This is a genomic window from uncultured Senegalimassilia sp., assembly GCF_902464545.1.
Classification (GTDB): domain Bacteria; phylum Actinomycetota; class Coriobacteriia; order Coriobacteriales; family Eggerthellaceae; genus Senegalimassilia.
On the sequence record NZ_CABQJR010000032.1, the window covers coordinates 1 to 24,155 of the forward strand.

The following is a 24,155-nucleotide window of genomic DNA, read 5'->3' on the forward strand; positions in this document are numbered from 1 at the left end:
CAGCGCAAGGCTGCGGGAGGGCAGGGCGTCGCGCTCGCGGAGGGCGCTTTTCTATGCGCCGAGAAGGCCCGCAGGGGATTTCCCCTTGCGGGCCTTTCTGCGTCTTAGGCCCCCGAACTGCGCAGGGACTCTGCTGACGGCGCGCTGCGCGCCCTTCGGGGCGCCGGCTGCGCGCGCACCGCGCCGCGGGGCCGCCCGACGGACCGGTCCCGATGGCGAATGGCGGCGGGGCGGGCCGCGCGCGTATCGCCGCCGCAGGGCCCCGCAAGGGCGCCCTTGCTTGCCTGTTTGCGTTTGGGGCTTGATGGCTCGACCGCGAGCCCAGCAGGGATATCCCCTGCGGGCCTTTTTTGCATTTGTGACCGTCCTGCTCCGAAGGCGGAGGGCCGGCGCGAGCCCCCCTGTTGGGCCGGCCGCGCGCACGGCGTGCGCTTAGGGCCCGCAGGGGGATGTTTCTCTGCTGGTCATTTTAGTCACTGATGTTTCTGCATGTCTGTTGTTGCGTTTGCATGACAAATGGCCACAGCGTTGCTGGGGCCATTTGTGTCTTTGAGCTATTTGGTTTTCACTCTAGGTCGATGTTTAGGGAGTCTTGATCTGCGATTTGGGAGGCATAGTCAGCTATCGGTGTTTTTTGGCCTTCTGCTTGCACGGGGAGTAGTTGATAGGGTAGCGATAAGGCCTCTTCGTCATCTGCATTGGCGGTGTTTTTCGGATCTGCCAACACGGCTATCCGGTTGTATAGAGCGGTTGTTTTATCCTGGATCTGAGCGTCGATATGATAATGGCCGCAGAACCAATGGCGGTAAGTTAGGCGATCTTGAATTGTTTGGAGCCAATCGGTGTATTCGTCCATCGGATGGATCTCCAGGCGATCGGTGTGCTCGGATATGCCTTGCGCGCTAGATGATGGCGCACAATGGGTGATGACGAAGTCGCAATCCCAATCTGCTGCATCAAGTGTCTCAAGCGCTGCTGCTCGCTCCTGCTCATTTGGAATTTCTTCGGTGAACCATGTTTCGCCCTGGATTCGATGCGTCCTGTCGTATTCGCTTGAAGTTGCTCCGCCCATCGTGAAGATTCGATATCCGTCGATGTTGAACAATTGGCCTCGTTTGAGGTGGAAGACGCTGGTTGCTACTTGATGTACCGCTCCTCCATTCCATGTGGTTTCGGGAAGGCTGTTCAGCAGGCTGAAGCCCTCATGATTACCGTCTACAAATAGGGTTGTGAACGGCCTGGCGTCGAGCCAACGGAGCCAATATTGCTCGCTTGCAGAGTTGTTCCATACAAGACCGAAGTCGCCGCAAATGATCACGTAGTCATTTTTGGTCAATCCTGCGGTGTTGAAGCAGCTTTCTGAGAGTTTTGCGATGTCATATGAGGCATGGATATCGCCCGTCACGAAGATGCTCATAAGGCGAACTCGCTTCTAGAACAGTGAGGGCGTTTGCGCGGCAGGCGCCGCTTGTGCGGCTTTTGCCTTGCGCGCGGAGCGGGCGGGCTTCATTTGCTTGATTTCCTCAAGTTCGTTTTGCATCGATTCGCTGCGCTCAAGCAGCGTTTCGAGCTTCTCGGCGAAATCGGACAGTTGCAGCGCCACGCTGGTCTCTTCCTCTACGTAGCGCTGAAGCGCTTCCGTGATTGCCGCGGTTCGCGTTATGCCGCGTTTGCTGGCAACCTCGTCCACTGTTTCGGCCAGCTTTCGATCTACCCATGCGGCAAGCTGACGTTTGTCTTGACTGTGCTCCACTGCCATAGCTTGTTCTCCTGGTGCTGTGTTTGTGTAGTGTGATTTAGCTATGACATCAGTATAGCCGGTATAAGCCGGTTACCGCCATGAATTCACTCTATTCATCATCGGAAACGGGTTGGTGCTGTTCATGCCTTGCTGTATTCGGTTCCTTGCGATCGCGGGGGTGCAAAGCTGTGATAGCCCGGTGATTAGGTTGTCTCAGGTCGGCGATGTTGCGGCAGGGTTTGGAGTTGGCCGATGCCAAGTGCAGGCATGCAGAGACGGCGGAGGTTGCCGAGGTGGACGATAGCCTGGCTATCGAATAGGCTTATCGACTATCGTTTCGAAGGGCTTATGGGATGGTTTCGTGTGTTGAGGGAGCCGCCTTCGGGCCGCTGGCTTACCGCTTCGGCGACCGGGCTGCAAGGTTTGACGGTGTGGTGTGCAAGATGCGGGCAAGGGCTGTGTAAGATGGCGACGTCATGCTGGTTTGCGAAGTGATTTGCGCTTGAAAGGAACCGGTTATGGCAACCATGAATATCTGCTTGTCCCACGATGCAGCGTTTCGCTGGCTTGTGCGGAATCGCAATCCTCGCATCACGGGGAACAAGACCACGGCTCGGGTGCTGCCTTGTACGTCACCGTTTGTTTCCGAGAGTAGGACGTTGCGTTCGCTTTTGGGTATCGAGGACGGCAAGCTTGAAGTGCTTGTGCGGACTTCGGCGGGCAGGCGTGACGGTGATTGCTTGCGGTCCCATTATTCGGGAAACGCGTATCCAGCAGGATCGTTCGTGAAGGTGCCGGTTGAGGGGTTCGGTGCGGTTTGCTGCTCGTCCCCTGAGCTGACGTTTTTGCAGATTGCGGTTAAGCATACCTTGTTGGAAACGGTGTATATGGGTTATGCGCTTTGCTCGTCGTATCGAATCGATGCCGATGCTGAAAACGGAATCGCTTTACGAGAGGGCGATGATGAGCCATTGACGTCAGCTGCGAGAATTGGCCAGTATTTAGCGAAGGTCGATGGGACCTATGGGACGGCGAAGGCGCGTCGTGCCCTTGCTTATGTGCGCGATGGCTCCATTTCTCCGACGGAATCTGCGATGGCGATGGCTTTGAGCATGCCGCGACGTTTCGGCGGGTTTGCGGCAGGGGATGTGGTTCTTGGCGAGAATGTCGCAGGAAGAGGTTGTTTGTCGTTGGCGGAGGGTTCGGGTGGCTCGGGCCGTATGCTGACCGTGCGTTCAACGAGTCGAAGACGCGATGTGGCTGCGTTGAACATCTCGCTGCCCGATGGGGTCGGCCGGGGAAGGGCAAACGGCCTTGCCCGTGGTATCAATGGCCCGGAGGACCCTGAGGAGCTTCCTGTGGCAGCGTTTTGCGCGCAGCGAGGCGGCGCTTCGTTCGATCGGGGAAGCGGTCCAACGGGTGCGAAGGGCGACCGCAGGGCAAAGAAAGCGATTCGAGGTGTAACAGCGGGTGAGGAGGATGCTAGAGACTCAAGGAAGACAGATCGGGGCATGGCGGCGAGCAAGAAGATCGATCGAGGTCTAGTGACGGACGAGAAGAATGCTCGAGATGTGGTAACGGATGAGAGGGGTGCTCGAGGTCTGGTGGCGGGAGAGAACGTTGCTCGAAACACGGAAGTAGACGAGAAGGATGCTCGGGGTGCGGCAACTGGCAAGAAAGAAGTTTGCAGCATAAGGCGGTTGGCTCGAGGCGTGTACCAAGAAGCGGCTCAAGGAGCGAGGGCGGCTCAAGACGCAGATCGAGAAGCTGCGGCATCGCATAACGGGCATGGCGGACTGCAGCGTCGAGCGATATTGGTTCGTCCCGAACAGGTGCATGAATTCGATGCGTATGTGCAGCTGTGCGAGAAGGTTGCAAGGAGAATGCGCCGTCGAAACGTGCCGAGAGGCGGTTCCGCGGGGTCTTGCGAATTGCTGGAGATGGGGACTTGCGAGGGGATGGGAGTGAACGAAGAGGCGGGCATATCGTCGGCCTTTGGGGATGAAGCCGAGGCTAAGCAGCGAGCGAAAGAGGCTCGTCAGCTTGCGAGGAGGGTTGAGCTCTGGCAAACGCTCGTTTGTTTCAGCGCGTTTCGTCAAAGCGAAACAGGTAGCAGCGTGAACGTGTTCGATCCTCCCGCCGATGGCGTCTGCGAGCGTAGAGGGAAGGGCGAAGGTCCTAGTTGCAAGTGACCTTGATGCTTGCGCCGATGATCTCGGCGGATGCGATACCGGGTGCGGTATCGTGGCGCGTGAAGGCGCGAGCTCGCCCTGAGATCACCTTGGCGGATGCTAGCCGGTGCGACGTATCTCGATGTAAGTTCGTTCAACCTTTCATTCCCGTCGACTGCGTAGTGAGCGAAACCGGTGAGGCCGACATGATGGTGGGTAAGATTACGTTGACGATTGCCGGTGGGAAGCTCGACGCGTGTATGTACTCGCTTTTCCCGGCAATCGTGTTGGCAGATAGATTGCGTTCTGAAAAAAGCATATCCCGGTGCCAGGAATTACCGATGGCGGAAAAGCATGTGTCGGTATAATGAGCAGCGCAATGGATACTGATGATGAAAAATGACAAAAGGCAGCATTATGGATACCGTAGAGAACATCTTCGCGCAGGCCCGCCAGACGGGCGCGCAGCCGGTCTCGTTCGAGATCTTCCCGCCGAAAGGTGAGTTGAGCATGGAGTCGGCGCGCACGATCGCGCAGGAGCTTGCAAAGCTAGATCCCGCGTTCATCAGCGTTACGTATTCCGCGGGCGGTAGCGGCAACAAGCAGGCCACCGCTGAAATCGCCGCCATGATCCAGGATGATCACGGCGTCCCCACCGTGGCCCACCTGACTTGTGCCGGCGCGTCGCAGCAGTCGATTTCGAAGGCTATCGCCGACATGAAGGACCGCGGTATCCGCAACGTGCTGGCATTGCGCGGCGATTTGCCGGAGGGCTATGAGCCCGGTGATTTCCGGTATGCCAAGGACCTTATCCCGGTGTTGGCAGACGCCGGCTTTTGCGTGGGCGCCGCGGCATATCCCGAGGGCCATATCGATTGCGACTCGCTTCGCTTGAACGTGGAGCATCTGAAGCAGAAGCAGGATGCGGGCGCAAGCTTCCTGGTCACGCAGCTGTTCTTCGACAATGACTGCTTCTATCGCTTCCGCGAAGGGGCCGAGGCCGCCGGCATCACCGTGCCGATAACCGCGGGCATCATGCCGTTCATGAGCAAGGCGCAGATCCAGCGCATGGTGTTCATGTGCGGGGCTTCGCTTCCCAGCCCCATCATCAAGCTGCTCGCGCGATATGAGGACGACCCGGCAAGTTTGCGCCAGGCCGGTATCGAATACGCGTGCCGCCAGCTGACCGACTTGCAGGCGCATGGCGTCGAAGGGTTGCATGTGTACACCATGAACAACCCCGAGATCGCCCGTGCAGCCTCGTGCGCGTTGAAGGTGGCGCTGGTTTCGTGATGGTGCGTTATGGGCGTCTTGGCGCGGGGGGCGTGCCTGATGCGCGGCTCGATCGCAGCGAGGCGCTGAGATATCTGGGATACACGGGTCAGCAGGTTGATGAGGCGCTGCTGACCCGTTTCAATAGGTTGGCCGATGAGTGCGAGAGGTCTATCAAACCCGTATTCGCTTGGAGCGTCTTCGATATCGATGAGGGGCGAACGTGCTGGGAGGCGCTGGAGCCTGCGACGACAGGTTCGCTTAACGTCCTTGATACGTCGGCGGATGCGGTCGAGAGCTGTAGCACGGTATCGAGTGGGGAAGCCGAATGCGGGAAAGGGCGCTTGCCTAAGGTGGCTCTGGAAGGCTGCGATCTTATCCTCGAGGGCAACAGCATCGCCGAGCATTTGCGAGGGGCTTGCAAGGTTGCGTTGATGGCGTGCACGCTCGGCGCCGTCAGCGAGCGGGAGATGCGAAAGCATGAGGCCATCAGCGTGGCGGACGGCGTGATGTTCGGAGCTTGCTGCTCGGCGCTGGTCGAGGCGGCGGCAAACATCACTGAAGATCTTGTCGTTCGCTTTGCCCAGGACATGGGCATGAGCACGAACTGGCGTTTCAGCCCCGGCTATGGCGACTTGCCGCTGAATGTGCAGCCGGTGTTTTTGAAGGCCCTTGATGCGAGTCGGCGCTTGGGTATTTCGGTTACGTCGACGAACATGCTCGTTCCGGTGAAAAGCGTCACCGCCGTGCTAGGATTGTTCGAAAAAACCGCTGATGGCGGCGAAGCGCGCGTTGATGCTTGCGCGATATGCCGTTTAAGGGATGGTTGCGAGTTAAGGAAACGAGGGGTTACCTGCCATGGATGAGAGCGTGCGTGCGCATAAGGAGCTGACCGGCGGTTGGGCGAAGGCGGCAAGGCTGCCTGTGCCTGATCTGTCGGGGCTTGCCATCAAAGACGAGCATTTGAAGCGAGCGCTGCTTGGGCAGGACTTCCTGGTGGTGGACGGGGCCATGGGCACGCAGCTGCAGGAGCGGGGCCTTGCCGATGCGGGGCAGATTCCCGAGCTGCTCAACTTCTCGCATCCCGACGACATCGCGGCTATCCATAAGGCCTATGTCGATGCAGGTGCCGAGGTCATCACTACGAACACGTTCGGGGCGAACCGGTTGAAGCTAGAAGGCGCCGCAAGTGTTGAAGAGGTGTATCGTGCGGCTGCCGAATGCGCCCGTGCCGCCGGCGCTCCCTATATCGCCGGCGACGTCGGTCCGACGGGCGCGCTTTTGGAACCGATGGGAACCATGAGCTTCGAGGAGGCCTACGACCTGTTCGCCGAGCAGGTGCGCGCCGTTGCCGCCGCCGGCTGCGATGTGGTGCTGATCGAGACCATGGCCGACTTGCGCGAGGCGAAGGCGGCGCTGCTGGCTGCTCAGGAGAACTGCGATCTGCCGGTGTTCGCCACCATGACCTTCGGCGAGGATGGGCGCACGTTTTTGGGCACGTCGCCGGAGGTGGCCGCAGAGGTGCTTTCGGGCATGGGCGCGCATGCCGTGGGTTTGAACTGTTCGCTTGGCCCGGCGGAGCTATTGGGCGCCGCGCAGGATATGGCGCATCGCTCGCGATGCCCGTTGATGGTGCAGCCCAACGCAGGCCTGCCGCGCGTGCAGGACGGGGTCACCGTGTTCGACGTGTCGCCCGAGGATTTCGCCGCCGCCATGGAGGGCATGCTTGATGCAGGCGCCTCGATCATCGGCGGGTGCTGCGGCACATCGCCGGAATACACGCGCCAGCTTCGTCGTATGGCGGATACCCGTCGCGCGCCGACGCCGCGCGCTTATGAGCCCGCTTGCGTGCTGTGCAGCGCCCAGGAGGCCGTGGTGCTTCCGGTGGGCGTGCCCCGCATCGCCGTGATCGGCGAACGTATCAACCCTACGGGCAAGCCTAAGCTTAAGGCCGCGCTGCGTGCGGGCGACCTGGATTACCTGGTAGGGGAGGCTGTTTCCCAGCAGGAGCTGGGCGCCGACGTGCTCGACGTCAACGTGGGCCTTCCCGAGCTTGACGAGCCTGCTGTGCTGGCCGCTGCGGTGGACAAGCTTTCCTCCACGGTCACGTTGCCGTTGGTGGTGGACTCGTCCGACCCGGTGGCGGTGGAGGCTGCGGTGCGCGGTTACGCGGGCAAGCCGCTTATCAACAGCGTCAACGGCAAGCAGGAGAGCTTGGAGGCCGTGCTTCCCATCGTGAAACGCTACGGGTGCGCCGTCATCGGCCTTGCCCTTGACGAAGAGGGCATCCCGCCAACGGCAGAGGGGCGTTTCGCCGTTGCCGAGCGGATCGTGGAAGCTGCCGAACGTTACGGCATTCCGCGAACCGATGTGGTCATCGACTGCCTGACCATGGCGTGCGCGACCAATCAGTCGGAGGCGCTTGAGATCTTGCGCGCCGTGAACATGGTGAAGGAACGCCTGGGCGTGCGCACGGCGCTCGGTGTATCCAACATCAGCTTCGGCCTGCCGCAGCGCAACATGGTGAACTCGACCTTTCTGGCCGCCGCGTTCGGGTGCGGGCTGGACATGCCCATTTTGAACCCGAAGGCGAAGCGCTACACCGATACGGTGAACACGTTTAGGGTGCTGAACTGCCAAGATACCGGCGCCGTCGAGTTCATCGGGGAGTATGCCGACGCCGCGGACCCGTATACGGCAGGCGCGGCGGGCGCGGGTGCCGCCGTGGGCGCTGCGGAGGCGGCGCAACCTTCGGGGGCTGCCGACGCGGCTGCAGAATGCCCGGTTGCGGTGCCGGAGCCGCTTTCGGATGCCGCCGATGCCGTTCGCGACATGGTACATCTCATCCTGACGGGTCGAAAGGGCCCGATGGGCCTGGCAACCGAAGCGTTGCTCGAGGGGCATAACCCGCTCGACCTGGTCAACGGCGTGTTCGTCCCCGCGCTCGATGTGGTGGGGCAGAAGTTCGACAAGGGCGAGTTCTTCCTTCCGCAGCTGATGGCTTCCGCCGAGGCGGTGAAGGTGGGATTCGACGTGGTCAAGGCGCGCATGGGCGATTCTGCCGATGATGGCATGGGGTCGAACGCCATCGCGGTGGCCACGGTGAAGGGCGACATTCACGACATCGGCAAGAACATCGTCAAAATGCTGCTGGAGAACTATGGCTTTCGAGTGGTCGACCTTGGCCGCGACGTCGAGCCAGAGGAAGTGCTGCGCGTGGCAAGCGAGCAGGGCATCCGTTTGGTCGGGCTTTCGGCGCTGATGACCACCACGGTTCGCGCCATGGAGCAGACGGTGGAGCTTCTGCATGAGAAGCTGCCGGGCTGCAAGGTGATGGTGGGCGGAGCGGTTTTGACGCCCGAGTACGCCGAGCAGATCGGTGCCGACTATTACGCGAAGGACGCCGCGGAATCGGCGCGCATCGCCGAGCGCTTCTTCGCCGAACAGGGTTAGCGCGGCGAACGGCGTCGCGCGGCGGTGGTTGCGGGTTTCGGCCGGGTAGGGCTGGATGCCGACGCGGCGAGTGCCTCAGACGCTGCGGCTTGTCGGCGTCGGTTCGGCCCGCTGCGGCGTTGGGCTGTGCAAGTCGGCTCGATGCCGGGCTGGCGATGTTGCTGCGTTCGGTCTTGCCGCTTCAGCAGATCTCGACTTGGCCGGTAAGGGCTTCCGGATCTGGCTTATTTTCCCTGCATGATATAAGAAGGCCTGCATGCTGCTGGAGCATGCAGGCCTTTGCGGCTTTCGGGAAGCTGTTAGGGTTGCCATGGAAGCGGCGTTCCGGGTGATGCTTCAGCGCCTGGGACGCTATCCGATGCCGCCGAGCACGATGCCCAAGATGATGACGATGGCCGTGAGCGGGACGAACAGATAGCGTCCCATGAGCTCGAACCATGCGCCTACGGGCTTCTCTCGTCCCATCTGAGCCTGTTTTGAGGCGAAACCCTTGGGACATACCCAGAAGAACATCATGGCAGCTATAAGCGCCCCCAACGGGATTGCGTAGATGCTGACGGCATCCATCCAGGCGCTGACCGCGTCGCCGTTCTCGATGAAGGCGCCGACGCCCATGGAGACGGCGGCCACGATGGCCACGGCGGCCCAGCGGGGAAGGCGCGCCTGCTGCTGCAGCGCCTCGATCGGCGGCTCGTAGAGGTTCACCAAGCTGGTGATGGCGGCGCAGGCTACGGCCAGGAAGAACACGAAGCAGAACAGCCCGCCGAAGGGCATCTCCTCGAACACCTGCGGAAGCACGATGAACAGAAGCGGGGGGCCTGCCTGGGTGTCGGCTCCGAACGCGAACACGGCGGGCACCACCACCATGGCCGACAAAACCGCGGCCAACGTGCTGAATACCACGACGTTGCGCGCCGACGAGACCACGTTCACGTCCTTCTTCAGGTAGCTGCCGTATACCAGCGTGCCGCCACCGGCCAGCGATAGGCCGAAGAACGCCTGTCCAAGCGCAAGCACCCAGGTTTGCGGGTTGGCGAGAGCCTCCCAGCGCGGCATGAACAGGTAGGCGTAGCCATCGATCGCGCCGGGCAACATGGCGACGCGGACGAGCAGCACGCAGAACAGGACGAAGAACAGCGGCATCATGATCTTGTTCAGGCGCTCGATGCCGCGTGAGATGCCCAAGACCATGACAGCCAACGTGATGATGAGGGCCGCTGCATGCCAGCCGATGCTTCCGAAATCGCCGGTGATCTGACCGAAATACGCGCCCATGTCCGGTTGGGCGAGCAAGGTTCCGGTTGCGGCGGCGAACAGGTACTTGAGGAACCATCCCAAAACGACGGTGTAGCCGATGGCGATGCCGAGCGCGGCGAGCACGGGCACGATGCCGATGGCTTTGCCGATGCGCGTTGCGTGGGGCACGCCTCGGAGTTCGAGTGCTTTTCCGAATGCGCCCATCGGGCCGCATCCCATGGCGCGGCCAAACGACATCTCGCCCACCACGCCGGTAAGGCCGAGCAGCACGACGAAGAACAGGTAGGGGATAAGGAAGGCGGCTCCGCCAAGCTGCGAAACGCGGTACGGGAACAGCCAGATGCCTGATAGGCCTACGGCAGATCCGATGCAGGCGATGATGAAGGCGGTGCGAGAGGTGAACGAATCGCGGGCTTGCGATTCGCCGGATGCGGTCTGAGCCATGGGTTCCCCTTTCCGTGGCAATAAAAAAGCCGCCCTAAAAGGCGGCTGTTAAATTTGGTGGAGCCTAGGGGGATCGAACCCCTGACCTCATGGCTGCCAGCCATGCGCTCTCCCAGCTGAGCTAAGGCCCCGAATCAGGTGCGTTGACTATTATACGGAAACCGTTTCCGCGCGCAACCCCTTATTTTGAATTTTTTTTCGGCGAGGTTTTTAGGCGGGGCGGGTGCTTGACTCGCAAGCTCATCCGAGCGCCTCGCTTTGCTACCGGACACAGCCGTGACGCGTGAACAGGGGACGGAGGTGTGTTCACGTGCTCCGTCGTCGGAAGCGCGAAGATCAACCGTGAACACACCTCCGTCCCCTGTTCACACGGGAACCTTTCGTGCGGTCGGGGCGAGTGACGGATTGGATTTGACTTCGGGTGTTTTCGCGCTTGGGGTGCGATTGCAGATGTGGGGGGGGAATCGAAACGCGAAGAAATAAAAAAAGTTCGACATATGCCGAACTTTGAAAATTTGGTGGAGCCTAGGGGGATCGAACCCCTGACCTCATGGCTGCCAGCCATGCGCTCTCCCAGCTGAGCTAAGGCCCCGAATCAGGTGCGTTGACTATTATACGGAAACCGTTTCCGCGCGCAACCCCCTATTTTGAAAAATTTTTCGGCATCGTTCTTCGGCTGGCCGCGCTTGATTCGCAAGTTTATCCGAACACTTAGGTTTCATTCCCGAACTCAGCCGGACAGGTACGGCTGAGTTCGGGAAAGCGCCTTCCCGGTGAACAAGGGACGGAGGTGTGTTCACGGCAAATCTGAGCGTTTCCGATGACGTATCGTGAACACACCTCCGTCCCCTGTTCACCCCGTTCGCTCCGTGTGGACGAGTTCAGTGAATCCCTGCCTGGCGATTATCGATAGCAGGTTGCGGTCATGCGGGCTACCTTGCGGCCCGTGTTGTCGGACACGTCCACCGTGTAAAACCCGAGCTTCTTGCACGACTTGTCGACGTTGCATTCGGCGATGAGCTTATCTCCCTTGGCCGCGCTGAGGAACTCGATGGTATTGCTTACCGAGACCGTGGGCTGCTCGTTTACGTTGCAGGCGATGGCCAGGCAGAAATCGGCAAGAGTGAAGATGGCCCCGCCCATCACGCCGCCTTGGGCGTTGTAGTGGACCTGCTCGAGCGGCATCTCGCATACGGCGTGGCCTTTGGCGGCTTCGACGACGGTGCAGCCTGCGGCCTCCGTGGCGAACTTGTCGTTGGCGAAGAACTCGCGAACCTGATCGATGGTGGGGTTTTCGGGAAGCATGGGTTTCCTTTCGATAGCAGCGGGTGAAAAGCAGCGCCTTCCGATGCTTTTCGAAGGGCGCGTGATGCCTTGCGGCGGTTATTCGGTTGGCGTTGCGATGGTACCGAACAGTTCCAGCCATTCGCCGTCTTCCACGGTGACGGTTTGCGTGCTTCCGCGCAGCAGGGGCTTGGAGTCGGTGATGGAATCATCGTCGAAGTCCAGGTCTTTCATAACGTAGGCGGCGTAGTCCTGCGAGGCGTTGTGCGGCGCATCCGGACTGACGGTGATGGTGTAGGTTCCGGCGGGGATGTCCTGGCCGACGCGGTACAGGCCGCTGGGGTAGGGCGCCTGCGGTTGGAAATCGGCTTGGTCGGTGGGGATCATCAGCATGCTTTTTGCGCTGGGCATGAAGGCGATCACCTGGCCGTTTTCGAGGTCGGCGAAGTAATTGCCCGTGTAGGTGACCGCGGCGCTCATGCTGTAGGTGCCCGACCCTTCGGGGCTGAATAGATAGAATTCAGCTTCGGTGGACGGGTTTCCTTGGAGGAAGTACAGCCCCTCGTCGATATCGCGGCCTACTACGTATACGCCTGCGGTCGCTTTGCCTTCGTCGTCGATATCACAGGGCAGGTCGCCTGCCGCCTCCTTGATGTCGGAAAGCGTGAATCCGCCGTAGTAATCGCTATCGGGCAGGTCGTCGGGGTCGTAGCCGTACGGCAGGTCGTCGAAATCGTAGGAATGCACGCCATCGGCGCGGCTGTGGAGAGAATCGGCCACCATGCCAACCGTGGCGAAGCCTACGCATCCGCCAAGTCCCATGAGAAACGCCAGCGCGCAACCCAAAAGCACCCAAGGCCACTTCTTCGCGGGTTCCGGTGCGGCGGCATAGGGGTTTGCGGGCGGCTGAGGGGCGCCGTAAGAAGGTTGCGAATAGGGTGCCTGCGGGGGAACGGCGCATCCGGAAGGCTGCTGAGCGGCTTGCGGGACGGCAGCGGTGCCGGCCTGGCAGGGCGTCTGCACAGCGCCTGCAGCCATGTCGGACTGTTCGGCTTTGGGCGCTGCTGGCCGAGCGGTTTCGTTGGGGCTTGAATCGGCACAGTTGCTTGCTTTCGACGCGGGGCTGGCGTTGCCGGGCGTCTGCGCAGCGCTTGCGGTTGTGCCAAGCTGCGGGTTTTGCGCACCCGTTTGTTGAGCAGATTCGTAGGGATTGAAATCGTGGTTGTTGCGAGGCTGGTTCATGGAAGCGCTCCTAACGGTTTGTTCCCGGCTATCTTAGCACGCAGCCTCGGAGACGGGCTTGGTTGTTAACGTGATGGCATTGCGGGGGCATGTTGCCTCGCACAGGCCGCAGCCTATACAGTAGCGCCAATCGAGGGAAAGCGCGCCATCTTGGGCGTCGGGTAGCAGGGCGCCGGTAGGGCAGGCTCGGGTGCAGCGCAGGCATCCCTCGCAGGCATCGGCGTTGATTTCGGGCAGGGAAAGCTCCACCCGCGCAGCCATATCGGGCTGGGCGTCGAGCGCCTGCAGCAGCAGGTTGCGCGAGGTTCCCATGACGCGTTTTACGCGCCCGTGCGGCGCGAACCTGTTGAATTGCGTGCCGTTTCCCAGGTCGAGCCGCTGATGGGCGGCGAACCGCTCGTTTTGCTCGCGCAGCGTTTGCAGGCGGGCGTCGGTGCGTTCGCGCATGGTGCCCGATGCCGCGTTCTTGAGCTGCGAGAGCATATCGGTGAACAGGCTGCGGCGGTCCCCGTCGGCGCCGGCGTTGGCCAGGCCGGCGAACAACCCTTCGTCAGCCGCCTGGGGCAGCGACGCCGCGAACCCGACGTTGCGCTGCGTCCATTCCTCTGCCTGTGCGATGCGCTCGGCGTAGAGGGCTTGCGCAGGCCCGCCCGCCTTTGTGCAGGTTTCGCAGCGCTCCATGTCGATGGCCACCTGCACATCGGTCCCTTCGGCCAACAGCGCAGCCCACAGCTCGGCCGGCAGCATGGCCAAGCAGGGGAGCACCACCACGTTGCTTGCGGGGTCGTCCTGCTCCGAGACGTTTTCGGCGCAGGTGAGGATGGCCGGCCTTGAACCCATGGCGGCCCGTCGCGCGTCGGCGTGGGCCTGCGTGAGCGTGAAGCTTGTGGAGGCGAACGCATCGCAGGTTCCCTGGCAGATGCCGCACATCGAGCAAGCGGCGTCATCTATGACGGGCGGCTTTCCCTCGGGAAAGGACAGGGCGTCTTTCGGGCAGGCTTCGCCGCAGCGCACGCAATCGGCGCCTCGGGTGCGTATGCACAGATCCCGCAGCACGAGGATGCGCTGCGGGATCTGAAACGGCTGTTGTTCGTTGGTTTCGGTCAACAGGTGCCTTCCGTGTTCGGGTTATGCGCCGAAGACCTGCTCGGTGACCTGGTCGATGCGGGCGAGCACATCTTCGCGCGGCATGAGCTCGATGGACTCGAACAGCGGCGGGGAGACCATGTTGCCGCACACGGCCACGCGCAGCGGCTGCAGCACGAACTTCAGCTTCATGTCCATGCTGTCGCCCAGCTCGCGGCAGGCGGCCTCAAGGCCGGCTGCTTCCCAGGCGCGGGACTCGTCGGCCAGGATGGCGCGGCAGTTGGCCAGGGCCTCGTCGGCGCGGGCGCCTTCCTTGAGCAGCACCTTCTTTACCGACTTCTCGTCCAGCTCGGCGACGTTGGCGCCCCAGAACATGTAGGCGAGCTTCGCAGGCACCTCGTCGAGGCGCTGCAAGCGCTCGGAAACCAGCGGGTAGAGTTTGGCGTACCATTCCGGGCGTGCGTCGATGTCGGCCTCGGATGCGCCGGCCTGCACGAGCCACGGGCGGCTTGCGGCAACCCACTCGTCGGCGCCCATGCGCTGGATGTACTGGCCGTTCATCCACTCGAGCTTGGTCTGGTCGAAGATGGCATCCTTCTTCGTGATGCGGTCCAGGCTGAACTTGGCGCACAGGGTCTCGCGGTCGATGATGGTGGTCTCACCGTCAAGGCTCCAGCCGAGCAGCGCCAGGAAGTTCACCATGGTGTCGGGCAGGAAGCCGTTGTCGCGGAACTCCTCGACGCTGGCGGCGCCGTGGCGCTTGGACAGCTTGTGGCCGTCGGAGCCCAAGATCATGGACAGGTGCGCGAAGGTGGGCACGTCGTAGCCGAGGGCCTCGTAGATGAGGATCTGGCGCGGGGTGTTGGACAGGTGGTCATCGCCGCGGATGACGTGCGTGATGCCCATGTTGGCGTCGTCGCAGACCACGGCGAAGTTGTAGGTGGGCGTGCCGTCGGTGCGCACGACGATCATGTCGTCCATGACGTCGGCGGGGAAGGACATGTGGCCGTAGACGGCGTCGTCGAACTCGATGGGGCCGTGCTCGAGCGGCACCTTCAGGCGCCACACGTGCGGCTCGCCGGCCTCGATGCGGCGGGCGGCCTCGGCAGGGTCGATGTCGCGGCACGTGCGGTCGTAGCCGGCATAGCCGCCCTCTTCCGCCTCGGCTTTCGCGCGCTTGGCGTCAAGCTCGTCTTTCGTGCAGAAGCACGGGTAGACCATGCCGCGCTCCTTTAGGCGCTCAAGGGCGTCAGCGTAGGTGTCGAAGCGCTGGGTCTGGAAGTAGGGGCCGCACTCGCCGCCAACCTCCGGGCCCTCGTCCCAGTCAAGGCTGAGCCACTTCATGGCGTTCAGGATGACCTGCGTGTTCTCCTCGGTGGAACGGGTGGGATCGGTGTCCTCGATGCGCAGGATGAAGGTGCCGCCTGTGGCGCGGGCGAACGCCCAGTTGTAGATTGCCGTGCGGGCGCCGCCGACGTGCAGCTTGCCCGTAGGGGAAGGCGCGAAACGGACGCGCACCGGTTTGCTCTCAGTCATGGTTCGTTAGTTCCTTACGTGTTTGAATCATCGGCTGTTCCAGTATAGGCGGCTTGAGCGCAGCTGCAAGGTGGGCGTATGCGTTCACCACCCAAAATGCGACATACGGCTAAACGATGTGGTTGAACTTGCTAATGCTTGACGCTCGTCGATTTAGCGGTTGCCCGAGTCTTGTGAATACGGGATGCTTATTTCGTTTGGGGCAATAGTAGTGCTCTTTATCTTTACTGGAGGTCATGCGTGTTCTTCTCTTGGTCTGTTAAAGGAAGGTCTAGTTCCGATATTTTTCAGAACGAAATCAAAGGGAAATATGCAGTCAGATAGCTTCGACCGGTACTGCGCTATGAAAAAGTATTTCTATGAGCTATGCGAGCACAAAGCGATTGACGAATTGGCTTTTAAGAAATTCGCTTGATTATGTCCCCAGGCTCACACTCAAGCACTTCGCAAAGAGAATTTAGGGTATCAAGACGAATTGCTTTGATGTTTGTGTTTTTCAATCGACTAACGTGAACTTCTGTTAAGCCAAGAATAGCCGCTAGCTTTTTATTGTTGAGCCCCTTGAGCCGCATTGCGCTATCGATGTCAATTATAATTTTGCTCATATTAAATTGTTTCGTCTGATAGCTGCTGCAAATCGGCTCCATAGGAAAACACAGCGGAAACGGCGTAGCAGAATACAGCCATGACTGCGGTTTTCAAGTCAATGTGTAAGGAGCTGGTGGCAGGGTCTTGCACGTATCCGATTTCTGCGAAAGACCCAACTTGAAAAATCTGTCCACTTTCTGCAGGTATTAATTGCATGACAATTTCGATTAGGCAGCTTGCAAGTAAGAGAGATGCAATGATTGCAAGAATTCTTGCGTGTTTTTTAGTTAAAGGCGACTTGCCGTTTGCGATATTGCGAAACAGGGTATACATAAGCCGTAGAGTAATACATGCCGTTGCGAGCTGGATCGTTGGATAGGTAATGCTTAGTAAGGATGCATCGTCATTGCTTATGAAGGAATGTGCAGAGACGCCTAAATAGGCTAGTAGGCCTATTACTGATAGTACAAACAAAACCATGAAAACACGAGCGATTATCGCGCACGTGTTTTTGATTTTGTTTTCGGCTTGTTTGCTTTGCTTGAAATCGGAGCAGTGCTCCATGGCGGTTTCCTTTGCTAATTTAATTGCTAGTTGCCTTGATTGATCCTAGTGGCGGGTTCGACCCCTGTGGCCATCCGAATTCGGCGATTGCATCGGATCCGACGTCGGGAGGTGGCGGAGCGGTGCCGTTATCAACTCGTGACGTGCAGTCAAGAATAAGAGATTGCGCGCCAATTAGATCGGCCAATTCATTGGCGTAAGAAGTAATTGTCACGAGGTTTTGTCCATCTTCGGAAATTTCAGTGGCTTGAACCGAACATCTCGTTGTGATAATTACGGCAGGGCTGTCTCCACTCACGTTGTTGCTTATGTTAAATCCGTTCGCTATGGTTTTTGATTTGTTGGTTTTGGGTCCGATGTCATTGATGGAGCCGAAGTTAGTGTATTGCGACGGGGCGCTGCTGCTTTCGTCGGCTGTTTTGCGTGAAGGGCAGATTGAGTTTATCGTAATTAGGGAAAGGCACAGAATCGATAGCGCGAGAACAACTAATGCGGTAATCAGAGCTGTTTTCTTTTTGCTATCCATAGAAGGCTCCATAAGTGTCTATGTAGTTTGGGAAGCAGAAGATAAAGCGCCGAGCATAAGTATTCCAGCCATCGTGTACTCCAAGGACTTTGATTTCTTCGTCGGGGTACACGATGGGCTCGAGTAGAACGTAGTCTTGCACGGACATAGTGCGCCTCCTTTTGTCCGTATATGTGTCGTTTCTTCTAAGAAACACTTTTAGGATATCGGAAAATGTTATCGAATTAACCCACAAGGTTAATTTACTCGGCAAATGGAAAGGCGGCATCTCGATGCCGCCTTTCCATTTGCCGAGTAAATATTATCCAGTATGCTATTTAGTTTCGTTGGGCAGCAATCGTCCTACGATGATGCAGATGATGCTGGCAATGCAGGTAACTGCAAGCCAGATGCCGCCCATGCCCATCCAAAAAGCGGTTGGGTACAAGGTGATGAGCAGGCTGTCATAGGGAAACGTCCAGGTTCCCGCCTGGAAGAACAGGCTGTGGAAGGCGGCGAACAGCCCGTCGAAGTCGATGGCCGCCCAGGCCCCCAGCGCGCAAAACGACGCGAGCACCAACCCGCCGCCTGCCATAAGCGTGAGCCCGAGCGCTCGCCGGCTGATGCGCACCGCCACGTGCGCAAGGCCTGCGATGTATAACACGACAACGATCACCAGAGCGGGTTTGGCCACGCTCGCCACGCGGTAGACGTCGTCCAGGTGGCTTATCGCGTCAGCGGGCAGGCTGCGGGTGGCGCTTTCCCTGCTCAGCGCGTTGGCGCGCCCGTCCGCCTCGGCGGCGGCGTTGGCCTCGGCGATGGCGGCGTCAAGCTTTTCGCGGTCGTTATCGTCGAAGGTGTAATGCTTGCCGGCTATGGCCATAGAGGCCAGCTCGTCGGTGGTGAACGGGGTGTTGGGCTGGTCGCAGCCGGAAAACGCGCGCGACAGCGTTGCGGTGGCGGCGTCGGGGATGGCGACGGCGGCGAAGCCGGCGCCGATGAGCGTTACGGCCAGCAGCAGCACGCTGCCGAGGGCGACGATTCCGTTTAACAATCGGGTCATGTGAAAGGGGCCTCGCAGGTCTCGGGGGAGGGTGAAAACGCCCGCGGCCCCCGCGTCTTGGGACTTGGGGGCCGCGGGCTTTGCGAATCGGGCGCGTTCTAGTCGACCCAGATGGTGGCGCAGGTGATGCCTTTCATGGGCTTGCTGATGGTGGGGTAGGGCCCTAAGCGGCTGAAGATGCCCCGGAACGTGCCGTTGTAGCAGTACAGGCCCTCCAGGTTGTTGTACAGCACCGGCTCGCGTTGCACCTGTTCGTCTGCTAGGTCGGCGATTCCGTCGTCGGGCGTGAGGATCTGCGTCTTGAACGGCGTGATGTAGCGCTGCACCAAGAAGGGCGCGCCGGCGGCGCCGTTGGCGAACTTCTCGATGATCTGCTCCCATTGCTCCTGCGTTTGGAAGCAGCCCGCGTACACGTCGGCCGCGCCGTAGGCGTCGGTGGGCTTGATGATCCAGGCGTCCTTGTCGGCGCGGATGGCGTCAAGGTCGACTTCCTTCTCGTCGAGGTAACGCGTCTGCGGGACGGTGCGCTGGACAAACGCGATTTCCTCGGGCGTCAAAAACGCCTGCGTGGCAGGGTTGAACAGCGCTTCGAAAATCTGCTTGTCGTGCACGATGTGGCCGGCGAAGCTGCCGATGAGCGCCACCTTCTGCGCCTTGACGGCCTCGATGAGCGCCTGCGATTCGTCCCAGAACTCCAGCACGTCGTTGGTGACGCAGCGGCGCCAGATGGCGTGGACGGGCTGGCCTTCCTTGTCGCGCAGCACTTCGCCGTCGAAGGTCAAATCGCGTACATCGCACACCGTGCAGGGGTACCCTGCCTCGGTGAAGCGCTTCGCGAACAGGTGGAACTCGTCGACCACGCCGTTTTGCAGGTAGTCGCAGATGGCGAAGCGGGGGTTGTCCACGCGATGCTCGTAGGTGGCGTAGATGGCGGCGAACTCGCGCACCCACGCGTCGAACAGCTCGCAGCCCTCCACGTGATGACGGCGTGCGAACTCTTTAAAGGTAGCCGTCTCCTCCACCGAATGCGTGATCTCGCGGTTCTCGTTCATGCCTGAGCTGCCGTCGCCGTTGAACTCGCAAAACGCCACGTCGCCGGTGTTCTCGTCCAAGAAGATGTCGAAGCGGGCGAAGGGCAGCAGCGCATCGTAGCCGCGCGGGACCAAGATCAGCTCGGCCAAGCGCGGGTCGTAGTCGAAGATCTTGCGATATTCGGCGTCGTCGAGGTAGTGCTGCATGACCTTGCACAGGATGCGGTGCGTGGTTTCCACCACCTCGCGCATGACCTGGCGCGATGCGGCGTCGTAGAGCTTCGGCACGAAGCTGGTGGACACCACGCGATGGTGCACGATAGCCGTGGAGGAATCCATGTAGGCGCGCGCAGCGCGGCGGCCGGGGATGTCGCCGTCAAACGATTCGGCGATGTCGATGTACTCCTTGGTATAGGCGGCGTTCTTGAAAACGGGCTGGTCGGCAGGTTGGGGTGCGGTGTGCGTCATGCGTCCTCTTTTCCCGATCGGGTTGGTTTCCGCCCAGTTTAGCAAACGGGGCGGCGCATGGATGCGGTGCGGCCGGGAACCTCCGATACGACCATATACCACGCGTGCGAATATATGGTGATTCCACGAGCGCGGCGGGCAGGGCATACAAAATGATGTCCGTGTGGTATCGTTCGCAGCTAGCATAAACGCGGGCGGCGCGCACCGCCCGAACATATCCGTTTATCAAGAGTCGGGGGAGAGGGTTGGCTCGCTGATCCCGACACCAACCTGGCGCAAAAGCGTCAAGGTGGTCCGGCCGACAACGATGAAGGAGGAACATCAATGGCCAACGCGCATTCTTCTTATCTGTTCACGTCCGAGTCCGTCACCGAGGGTCATCCCGACAAGGTGTGCGACCAGATCTCCGACGCCGTGCTCGACGCCATCCTTGAGAAGGAGATCGAGCTTGCCGGGCAGGGCTACGTCTCCCCGTCCGGCCAACCGGCCGACCCCACGCAGGTGCGCTGCGCCTGCGAGACCATGGCCACTACCGGCATGATCATCGTGGCCGGCGAGATCCGCACTCAGGCCTACGTCGATGTGCCCGCCCTTGCGCGCGAGGTGCTGCGTGAAATTGGTTACGATCGCGCGAAGTACGGCTTCGACTGCGATACCTGCGGCGTGCTCAACGCCATCCACGACCAAAGCCCTGACATCGCCCAGGGCGTCGATGAGAGCTACGAGGCCCAGCACGGCCAGGCGGGCGACGACCCCTACGAGAAGGTCGGCGCCGGCGACCAGGGCATGATGTTCGGCTACGCCTGCGACGAGACGTCCACGCTCATGCCCATGCCCATCTACCTGGCACAGCGCATGGCCGAGCAGCTGGCTGCAGTGCGCAAGGACGGCACCATGCCCTACCTGCGCCCCGACGGCAAGACCCAGGTCTCGGTCCGCTACATCGATGACAAGCCCGTCAACGTAGAGAAGGTCGTGGTGTCCACGCAGCATTCCGAGGAAATCTCCACCGAGCAGCTGCGCGCTGAGATCGAGGCCAACGTCATCCGCCCCGTGCTCGAGCGCGAGGGCGTGGAGCTTGCCCCCAACGCCGGCATCCACATCAACCCCACCGGCCGCTTCGTTATCGGCGGCCCCATGGGCGACTGCGGCCTGACCGGTCGTAAGATCATCGTCGACACCTACGGCGGCATGGGCCGTCACGGCGGCGGCGCGTTCAGCGGCAAGGACTGCACGAAGGTCGACCGTTCCGCGGCCTACGCCGCCCGCTGGGTTGCCAAGAACGTGGTTGCCGCGGGTCTGGCGCATCGCTGCGAGGTGCAGGTGGCCTACGCCATCGGCATGGCCCGCCCCGTGTCCGTCATGGTCGATACGTTCGGCACCGAGTGCGTGCCCGTGGCCGATATCGAGCGCGCCATCGGCGAGGTCTTCGACCTGCGCCCCGGCGCCATCATCGACGACCTGGACCTGCGCCGTCCCATTTACCGCAAGACGGCTGCCTATGGCCACTTCGGCCGCGAGCTACCCGAGTTCACTTGGGAGGCAACCGGCCGCGCGGATGCGCTGCGCAAGGCCTGCGGTCTGGAGTAAGCGTTTCTGGCGTCTTTCGGCGGAAGGGCGTGGCGTATGGTCGGCTTTCGCCGATTGCGGCGCGTGTTGCGAAATGAGGTCGGGCCGGGATCGGCTTGGGGGCCCGCTGCAAACGACGGCGGACATGATTGATATCGCGAAATAGGGAAAGCCCGCTGGAAGCAAGTGTGGCATAGCCCGGGGTTCCGGGATATGCCGCGTTTGCCGCGGGCTTTTCTGTGCTTCGAGCTTGCTGCGGGACTATCGCCCCGCGGGAGGTAGCCGTGCGGGTGGGTGCGGGCGTTGCTTCGCCATCACTGTCGAACGATGGCGGTGCCGATCGGTATGTGCGACCGACGGGAGAATCGGGCACGAGCGCAGATGATTCTCAAAAAGCGAATATCTGTTCGCTTTCTCGATTGCTTTCCGCGAAACGCTGGTATACTGGTGCGCTATGAAACTGGCATCTGTGATTTTGGACATACCTACGCAGGCGCTCGATGCGCCTTATACCTATGCAGTCCCTGAAGAGGGGCTGTTCGCCGCCGCATGCGAAGGCGCGGGCGATTGCGACGACGGCCCGCTTGGGCGCGACTTCGCCATTTCGGTGGGCTGCGCTGTGCTGGTGCCGTTCGGGCACCGGCGTGCCGTGGGCTTCGTGGTGTCGATCGGCGAATATGGGCAGCCCGGCGGGCCGCAGTGGCCGCAGGGCATCGACGCGGGCAAGCTCAAGGCCATCGAGCGCGCCGTCAGCCAGCCGTACTTCGATGAAGAGGGCGCCGCCTGCGCCCAGTGGTTGTCCGAACGCTATATTGCGCCGTTGTCGGCGTGCGTGCGCTTGTTCACGCCGCCCGGCGGCGTGCCGCGCATGGTGCACGGGCGCGATGGCCGTTGGCGCCTCGAGCAGCCCGCGGTCGGCCAGGTCGACGATCGCTGGGTGGTCGCTGGCCCGGCGTTTTCCGAGTTCACACCCCGCGCAAACGCCGTCAAGCAGGTCGCGGTCATGGAGGCGTTGCGCGGCGGGCAGCTGCGCGTCAGCGAGCTAACTGCGCAAATGGGCTCGGTGTCTTCCACGCTTAAGACCCTGGAGGCGAAGGGCGCGGTGGTCATCGAGCATCGCCGCCGCATGCGCGGGTTTTCCGAAGACGCGGCGCTCGTCGCGCAGCGCGCGGTTTCGGGCTCAGCCACGGATAAGGCCGGCGAAGGGGGAGACGCGGGTTTCGAGCTCGCTCGCGAGAACCGCGCGGGCCTGCCTGCCGACGAAGGGGGAGCTGCCGGCCTCGCAACGGCCTGCGAGGGCTATGCAGGGCAGTCACGTGCCGACGATGCCGACCTGGCGGCGGGCAACGAAAATGCAGCGCATGTTCCCTCGCGGAAGCCGCAGCTCACCCCGGGCCAGGCACAGGCGCTCGACGCCATTGCCGCCGCCTGCGATGCCGCTGACGGTCACGTGGTGCTCGTGGACGGCGTCACGGGCTCCGGCAAAACCGAGGTGTATCTGCAGGCCATCGAGCGGGTGCTTGCGCAGGGCCGAACGGCGTGCGTGCTCGTGCCCGAGATCTCGCTCACCCCGCAGACGGTGGGGCGCTTCCGCGGCCGCTTCGGCGATACCGTGGCGGTCATGCATTCGCGCATGTCGGCCGGTGAGCGTTACGATCAATGGGATTTCATACGCAGCGGCGCGGCCCGTGTGGTGGTGGGCGCCCGCAGCGCCCTGTTCACGCCGCTTGCCAACGTGGGCCTCTACGTCATCGACGAGGAGCACGAGGGCAGCTACAAGCAGGACAGCGCGCCGCGCTACCATGCGCGCGAGGTCGCGTGCTGGATGGCCCGTCGCAGCGGCGCTGCGGTGGTGCTCGGCAGCGCCACGCCCTCGATCGAGGCGCTTTACCGGTGCGCGAAGCATCCGCGCTGGACCCAGGTCATCCTGCCTGAGCGCGCCAACGGCAGACCGATGCCCGATATTCGCGTGGTGGACATGGCGCGCGAGTTCGCCGAAGGTTCTCGTTCCATGTTCTCGGCCGCCCTTACGCGCGCCTTGCAAGAGGAGCTTTCCCAGGGGCGCAAAGCGGTGCTTCTGCTCAACCAGCGGGGTTTCGCGAAGTTCTTGCTGTGCCGCGAATGCGGCTTCGTGCCAAAGTGCCCGCACTGCGACACGTCGCTCACCTACCATGAGCGCGGCAATTTCTTGGCGTGCCACCATTGCGGCTACCGACAGGCGTCGCCGGCGGTGTGCCCGGAGTGCTCGAGCCCCTATCTGAAGAAGTTCGGCGCGGGAACGCAGCGCGTCGAAGACGAGCTGCGCTGCGTGCTCGACGCCATGCCCGGGGTGGGGGCGGGCGTTCCCATCATCCGCATGGACGCTGACACCACCGGCGGGAAGGGGGCGCACGAGCGCCTGCTCGAGCAGTTCGCGGCGGCGCAAGCGGCGGTGCTGCTCGGCACGCAGATGATCGCGAAGGGCCTTGACTTCGATGACGTCACCCTGGTGGGCGTCATCAACGCCGACACGCAGCTGCAACTGCCCGATTTCCGCGCCCACGAGCGCACGTTCGACCTGATCGAGCAGGTGGCCGGCCGCGCCGGCCGCGCGCAGCTGCCCGGGCGCGTGCTCGTGCAGACCTACGAGGCCGATGCTGCGCCCATCCGCGCCGCGGCGCGCTACGATCGCGCGCTGTTTCTGCGAGACGAGCTGCCCAAGCGCAAGATGCTCGGGTATCCGCCGTACGTGCGCATGGCGAACGTGCTGGTATGGGGCGCCCACGAGGCCGACGTGGCGGCGCTCGCCCGCGAGCTTGCGGGCGAGCTTGCCGAGCAGGCGCGCGCCTTCGGCGGCGACGGGTGGAGCGTGCTGCCGGCAACCCCGTGCGTGCTCGCGAAG

General features: G+C 61.6%; 18 protein-coding genes, 2 tRNA genes and 1 riboswitch. Of the genes, 6 read left to right on the forward strand and 14 right to left on the reverse strand.

Annotated elements, in window-relative coordinates:
- Nucleotides 1-565: 565 nt before the first annotated feature.
- Nucleotides 566-1,417: a metallophosphoesterase gene (locus RDW26_RS08320; protein WP_307983233.1), complete on the reverse strand. Its 852-nt coding sequence runs from the start codon at nt 1,415-1,417 to the stop codon at nt 566-568.
- Nucleotides 1,418-1,432: 15 nt separating this feature from the next.
- Entirely contained in the window at nt 1,433-1,759 is a 327-nt protein-coding gene (locus RDW26_RS08325) for a ribbon-helix-helix protein, CopG family (protein WP_307983234.1), read from the reverse strand.
- Between the two features lie 500 nt (nt 1,760-2,259).
- On the opposite strand from RDW26_RS08325, the gene RDW26_RS08330 reads away from it, so the two are divergent.
- The 4 genes from RDW26_RS08330 (at nt 2,260) to RDW26_RS08345 (ending at nt 8,637) form a co-directional block, all read left to right on the forward strand.
- A complete protein-coding gene (locus RDW26_RS08330; RefSeq protein WP_307983235.1) occupies nt 2,260-3,933 on the forward strand; it encodes a hypothetical protein in 1,674 nt (557 codons plus the stop codon).
- 396 nt (nt 3,934-4,329) lie between these two features.
- Nucleotides 4,330-5,205 (forward strand): methylenetetrahydrofolate reductase, encoded by an 876-nt coding sequence (locus RDW26_RS08335; protein ID WP_307983236.1) that lies wholly within the window; start codon nt 4,330-4,332, stop codon nt 5,203-5,205.
- A complete protein-coding gene (locus RDW26_RS08340; RefSeq protein WP_307983237.1) occupies nt 5,202-6,050 on the forward strand; it encodes a hypothetical protein in 849 nt (282 codons plus the stop codon). The genes RDW26_RS08335 and RDW26_RS08340 overlap by 4 nt, the downstream gene beginning before the upstream one ends.
- Nucleotides 6,043-8,637: a homocysteine S-methyltransferase family protein gene (locus tag RDW26_RS08345; RefSeq protein ID WP_307983238.1), complete on the forward strand. Its 2,595-nt coding sequence runs from the start codon at nt 6,043-6,045 to the stop codon at nt 8,635-8,637. The genes RDW26_RS08340 and RDW26_RS08345 overlap by 8 nt, the downstream gene beginning before the upstream one ends.
- A gap of 351 nt (nt 8,638-8,988) precedes the next feature.
- Here the strand turns inward: RDW26_RS08345 and RDW26_RS08350 are convergent, their stop codons facing one another.
- The 12 genes from RDW26_RS08350 to RDW26_RS08400 all read right to left on the reverse strand — a co-directional run bounded on the left by RDW26_RS08350 (nt 8,989) and on the right by RDW26_RS08400 (nt 19,705).
- Nucleotides 8,989-10,338 carry a sodium-dependent transporter gene (locus tag RDW26_RS08350; RefSeq protein ID WP_307983239.1) on the reverse strand — a complete coding sequence of 450 codons (1,350 nt, stop codon included), beginning with the start codon at nt 10,336-10,338 and terminating at the stop codon, nt 8,989-8,991.
- Between the two features lie 55 nt (nt 10,339-10,393).
- Nucleotides 10,394-10,469: transfer RNA gene (locus RDW26_RS08355), tRNA-Ala, on the reverse strand.
- A gap of 385 nt (nt 10,470-10,854) precedes the next feature.
- Nucleotides 10,855-10,930: transfer RNA gene (locus RDW26_RS08360), tRNA-Ala, on the reverse strand.
- Nucleotides 10,931-11,241: 311 nt separating this feature from the next.
- A complete protein-coding gene (locus tag RDW26_RS08365; RefSeq protein ID WP_307983240.1) occupies nt 11,242-11,643 on the reverse strand; it encodes a PaaI family thioesterase in 402 nt (133 codons plus the stop codon).
- A 78-nt stretch (nt 11,644-11,721) separates the two neighbouring features.
- Nucleotides 11,722-12,864: a hypothetical protein gene (locus RDW26_RS08370; protein WP_307983241.1), complete on the reverse strand. Its 1,143-nt coding sequence runs from the start codon at nt 12,862-12,864 to the stop codon at nt 11,722-11,724.
- Between the two features lie 33 nt (nt 12,865-12,897).
- Nucleotides 12,898-13,971, reverse strand: a complete 1,074-nt coding sequence (locus tag RDW26_RS08375; RefSeq protein WP_307983242.1) for a 4Fe-4S binding protein — start codon at nt 13,969-13,971, stop codon at nt 12,898-12,900.
- Between the two features lie 21 nt (nt 13,972-13,992).
- Entirely contained in the window at nt 13,993-15,486 is a 1,494-nt protein-coding gene (gene gltX / locus RDW26_RS08380; protein ID WP_307983243.1) for a glutamate--tRNA ligase, read from the reverse strand.
- 398 nt (nt 15,487-15,884) lie between these two features.
- Complete coding sequence (locus tag RDW26_RS09140; protein ID WP_367113352.1) at nt 15,885-16,133, reverse strand: helix-turn-helix domain-containing protein; 249 nt, start codon at nt 16,131-16,133, stop codon at nt 15,885-15,887.
- The gene (locus RDW26_RS08385; RefSeq protein ID WP_307983244.1) at nt 16,093-16,638 is read right to left on the reverse strand and encodes a hypothetical protein; all 546 of its coding nucleotides are present in this window, start codon (nt 16,636-16,638) and stop codon (nt 16,093-16,095) included. Before RDW26_RS08385 ends, RDW26_RS09140 begins: the two co-directional genes overlap by 41 nt.
- A gap of 19 nt (nt 16,639-16,657) precedes the next feature.
- On the reverse strand, nt 16,658-17,164 hold the full coding sequence (locus RDW26_RS08390) for a hypothetical protein (protein WP_307983245.1): 507 nt from the start codon (nt 17,162-17,164) through the stop codon (nt 16,658-16,660).
- 313 nt (nt 17,165-17,477) lie between these two features.
- Complete coding sequence (locus RDW26_RS08395; protein ID WP_307983246.1) at nt 17,478-18,206, reverse strand: DUF1461 domain-containing protein; 729 nt, start codon at nt 18,204-18,206, stop codon at nt 17,478-17,480.
- Between the two features lie 98 nt (nt 18,207-18,304).
- Complete coding sequence (locus tag RDW26_RS08400; protein ID WP_307983247.1) at nt 18,305-19,705, reverse strand: hypothetical protein; 1,401 nt, start codon at nt 19,703-19,705, stop codon at nt 18,305-18,307.
- Nucleotides 19,706-19,924: 219 nt separating this feature from the next.
- Nucleotides 19,925-20,019, forward strand: a riboswitch (SAM riboswitch).
- Nucleotides 20,020-20,029: 10 nt separating this feature from the next.
- Between RDW26_RS08400 and metK the strand changes: the two genes are divergently transcribed.
- Both metK and priA read left to right on the forward strand, forming a co-directional pair.
- The gene (metK, locus tag RDW26_RS08405; protein ID WP_307983248.1) at nt 20,030-21,295 is read left to right on the forward strand and encodes a methionine adenosyltransferase; all 1,266 of its coding nucleotides are present in this window, start codon (nt 20,030-20,032) and stop codon (nt 21,293-21,295) included.
- 433 nt (nt 21,296-21,728) lie between these two features.
- Nucleotides 21,729-24,155 (forward strand): primosomal protein N' (priA, locus tag RDW26_RS08410; RefSeq protein WP_307983249.1); only part of this gene is annotated, 2,427 nt, incomplete at its 3' end.

Bases quoted from the DNA above. Each gene is read 5' to 3' on its own strand.
- RDW26_RS08320 (WP_307983233.1), bottom strand. From the start codon at position 1,417: ATGAGCATCTTCGTGACGGGCGATATCCATGCCTCATATGACATCGCA.
- RDW26_RS08325 (WP_307983234.1), bottom strand. From the start codon at position 1,759: ATGGCAGTGGAGCACAGTCAAGACAAACGTCAGCTTGCCGCATGGGTA.
- RDW26_RS08330 (WP_307983235.1), top strand. From the start codon at position 2,260: ATGGCAACCATGAATATCTGCTTGTCCCACGATGCAGCGTTTCGCTGG.
- RDW26_RS08335 (WP_307983236.1), top strand. From the start codon at position 4,330: ATGGATACCGTAGAGAACATCTTCGCGCAGGCCCGCCAGACGGGCGCG.
- RDW26_RS08345 (WP_307983238.1), top strand. From the start codon at position 6,043: ATGGATGAGAGCGTGCGTGCGCATAAGGAGCTGACCGGCGGTTGGGCG.
- RDW26_RS08350 (WP_307983239.1), bottom strand. From the start codon at position 10,338: ATGGCTCAGACCGCATCCGGCGAATCGCAAGCCCGCGATTCGTTCACC.
- RDW26_RS08365 (WP_307983240.1), bottom strand. From the start codon at position 11,643: ATGCTTCCCGAAAACCCCACCATCGATCAGGTTCGCGAGTTCTTCGCC.
- RDW26_RS08370 (WP_307983241.1), bottom strand. From the start codon at position 12,864: ATGAACCAGCCTCGCAACAACCACGATTTCAATCCCTACGAATCTGCT.
- gltX (WP_307983243.1), bottom strand. From the start codon at position 15,486: ATGACTGAGAGCAAACCGGTGCGCGTCCGTTTCGCGCCTTCCCCTACG.
- RDW26_RS09140 (WP_367113352.1), bottom strand. From the start codon at position 16,133: ATGGAGCCGATTTGCAGCAGCTATCAGACGAAACAATTTAATATGAGC.
- RDW26_RS08385 (WP_307983244.1), bottom strand. From the start codon at position 16,638: ATGGAGCACTGCTCCGATTTCAAGCAAAGCAAACAAGCCGAAAACAAA.
- RDW26_RS08390 (WP_307983245.1), bottom strand. From the start codon at position 17,164: ATGGATAGCAAAAAGAAAACAGCTCTGATTACCGCATTAGTTGTTCTC.
- RDW26_RS08395 (WP_307983246.1), bottom strand. From the start codon at position 18,206: ATGACCCGATTGTTAAACGGAATCGTCGCCCTCGGCAGCGTGCTGCTG.
- RDW26_RS08400 (WP_307983247.1), bottom strand. From the start codon at position 19,705: ATGACGCACACCGCACCCCAACCTGCCGACCAGCCCGTTTTCAAGAAC.
- metK (WP_307983248.1), top strand. From the start codon at position 20,030: ATGGCCAACGCGCATTCTTCTTATCTGTTCACGTCCGAGTCCGTCACC.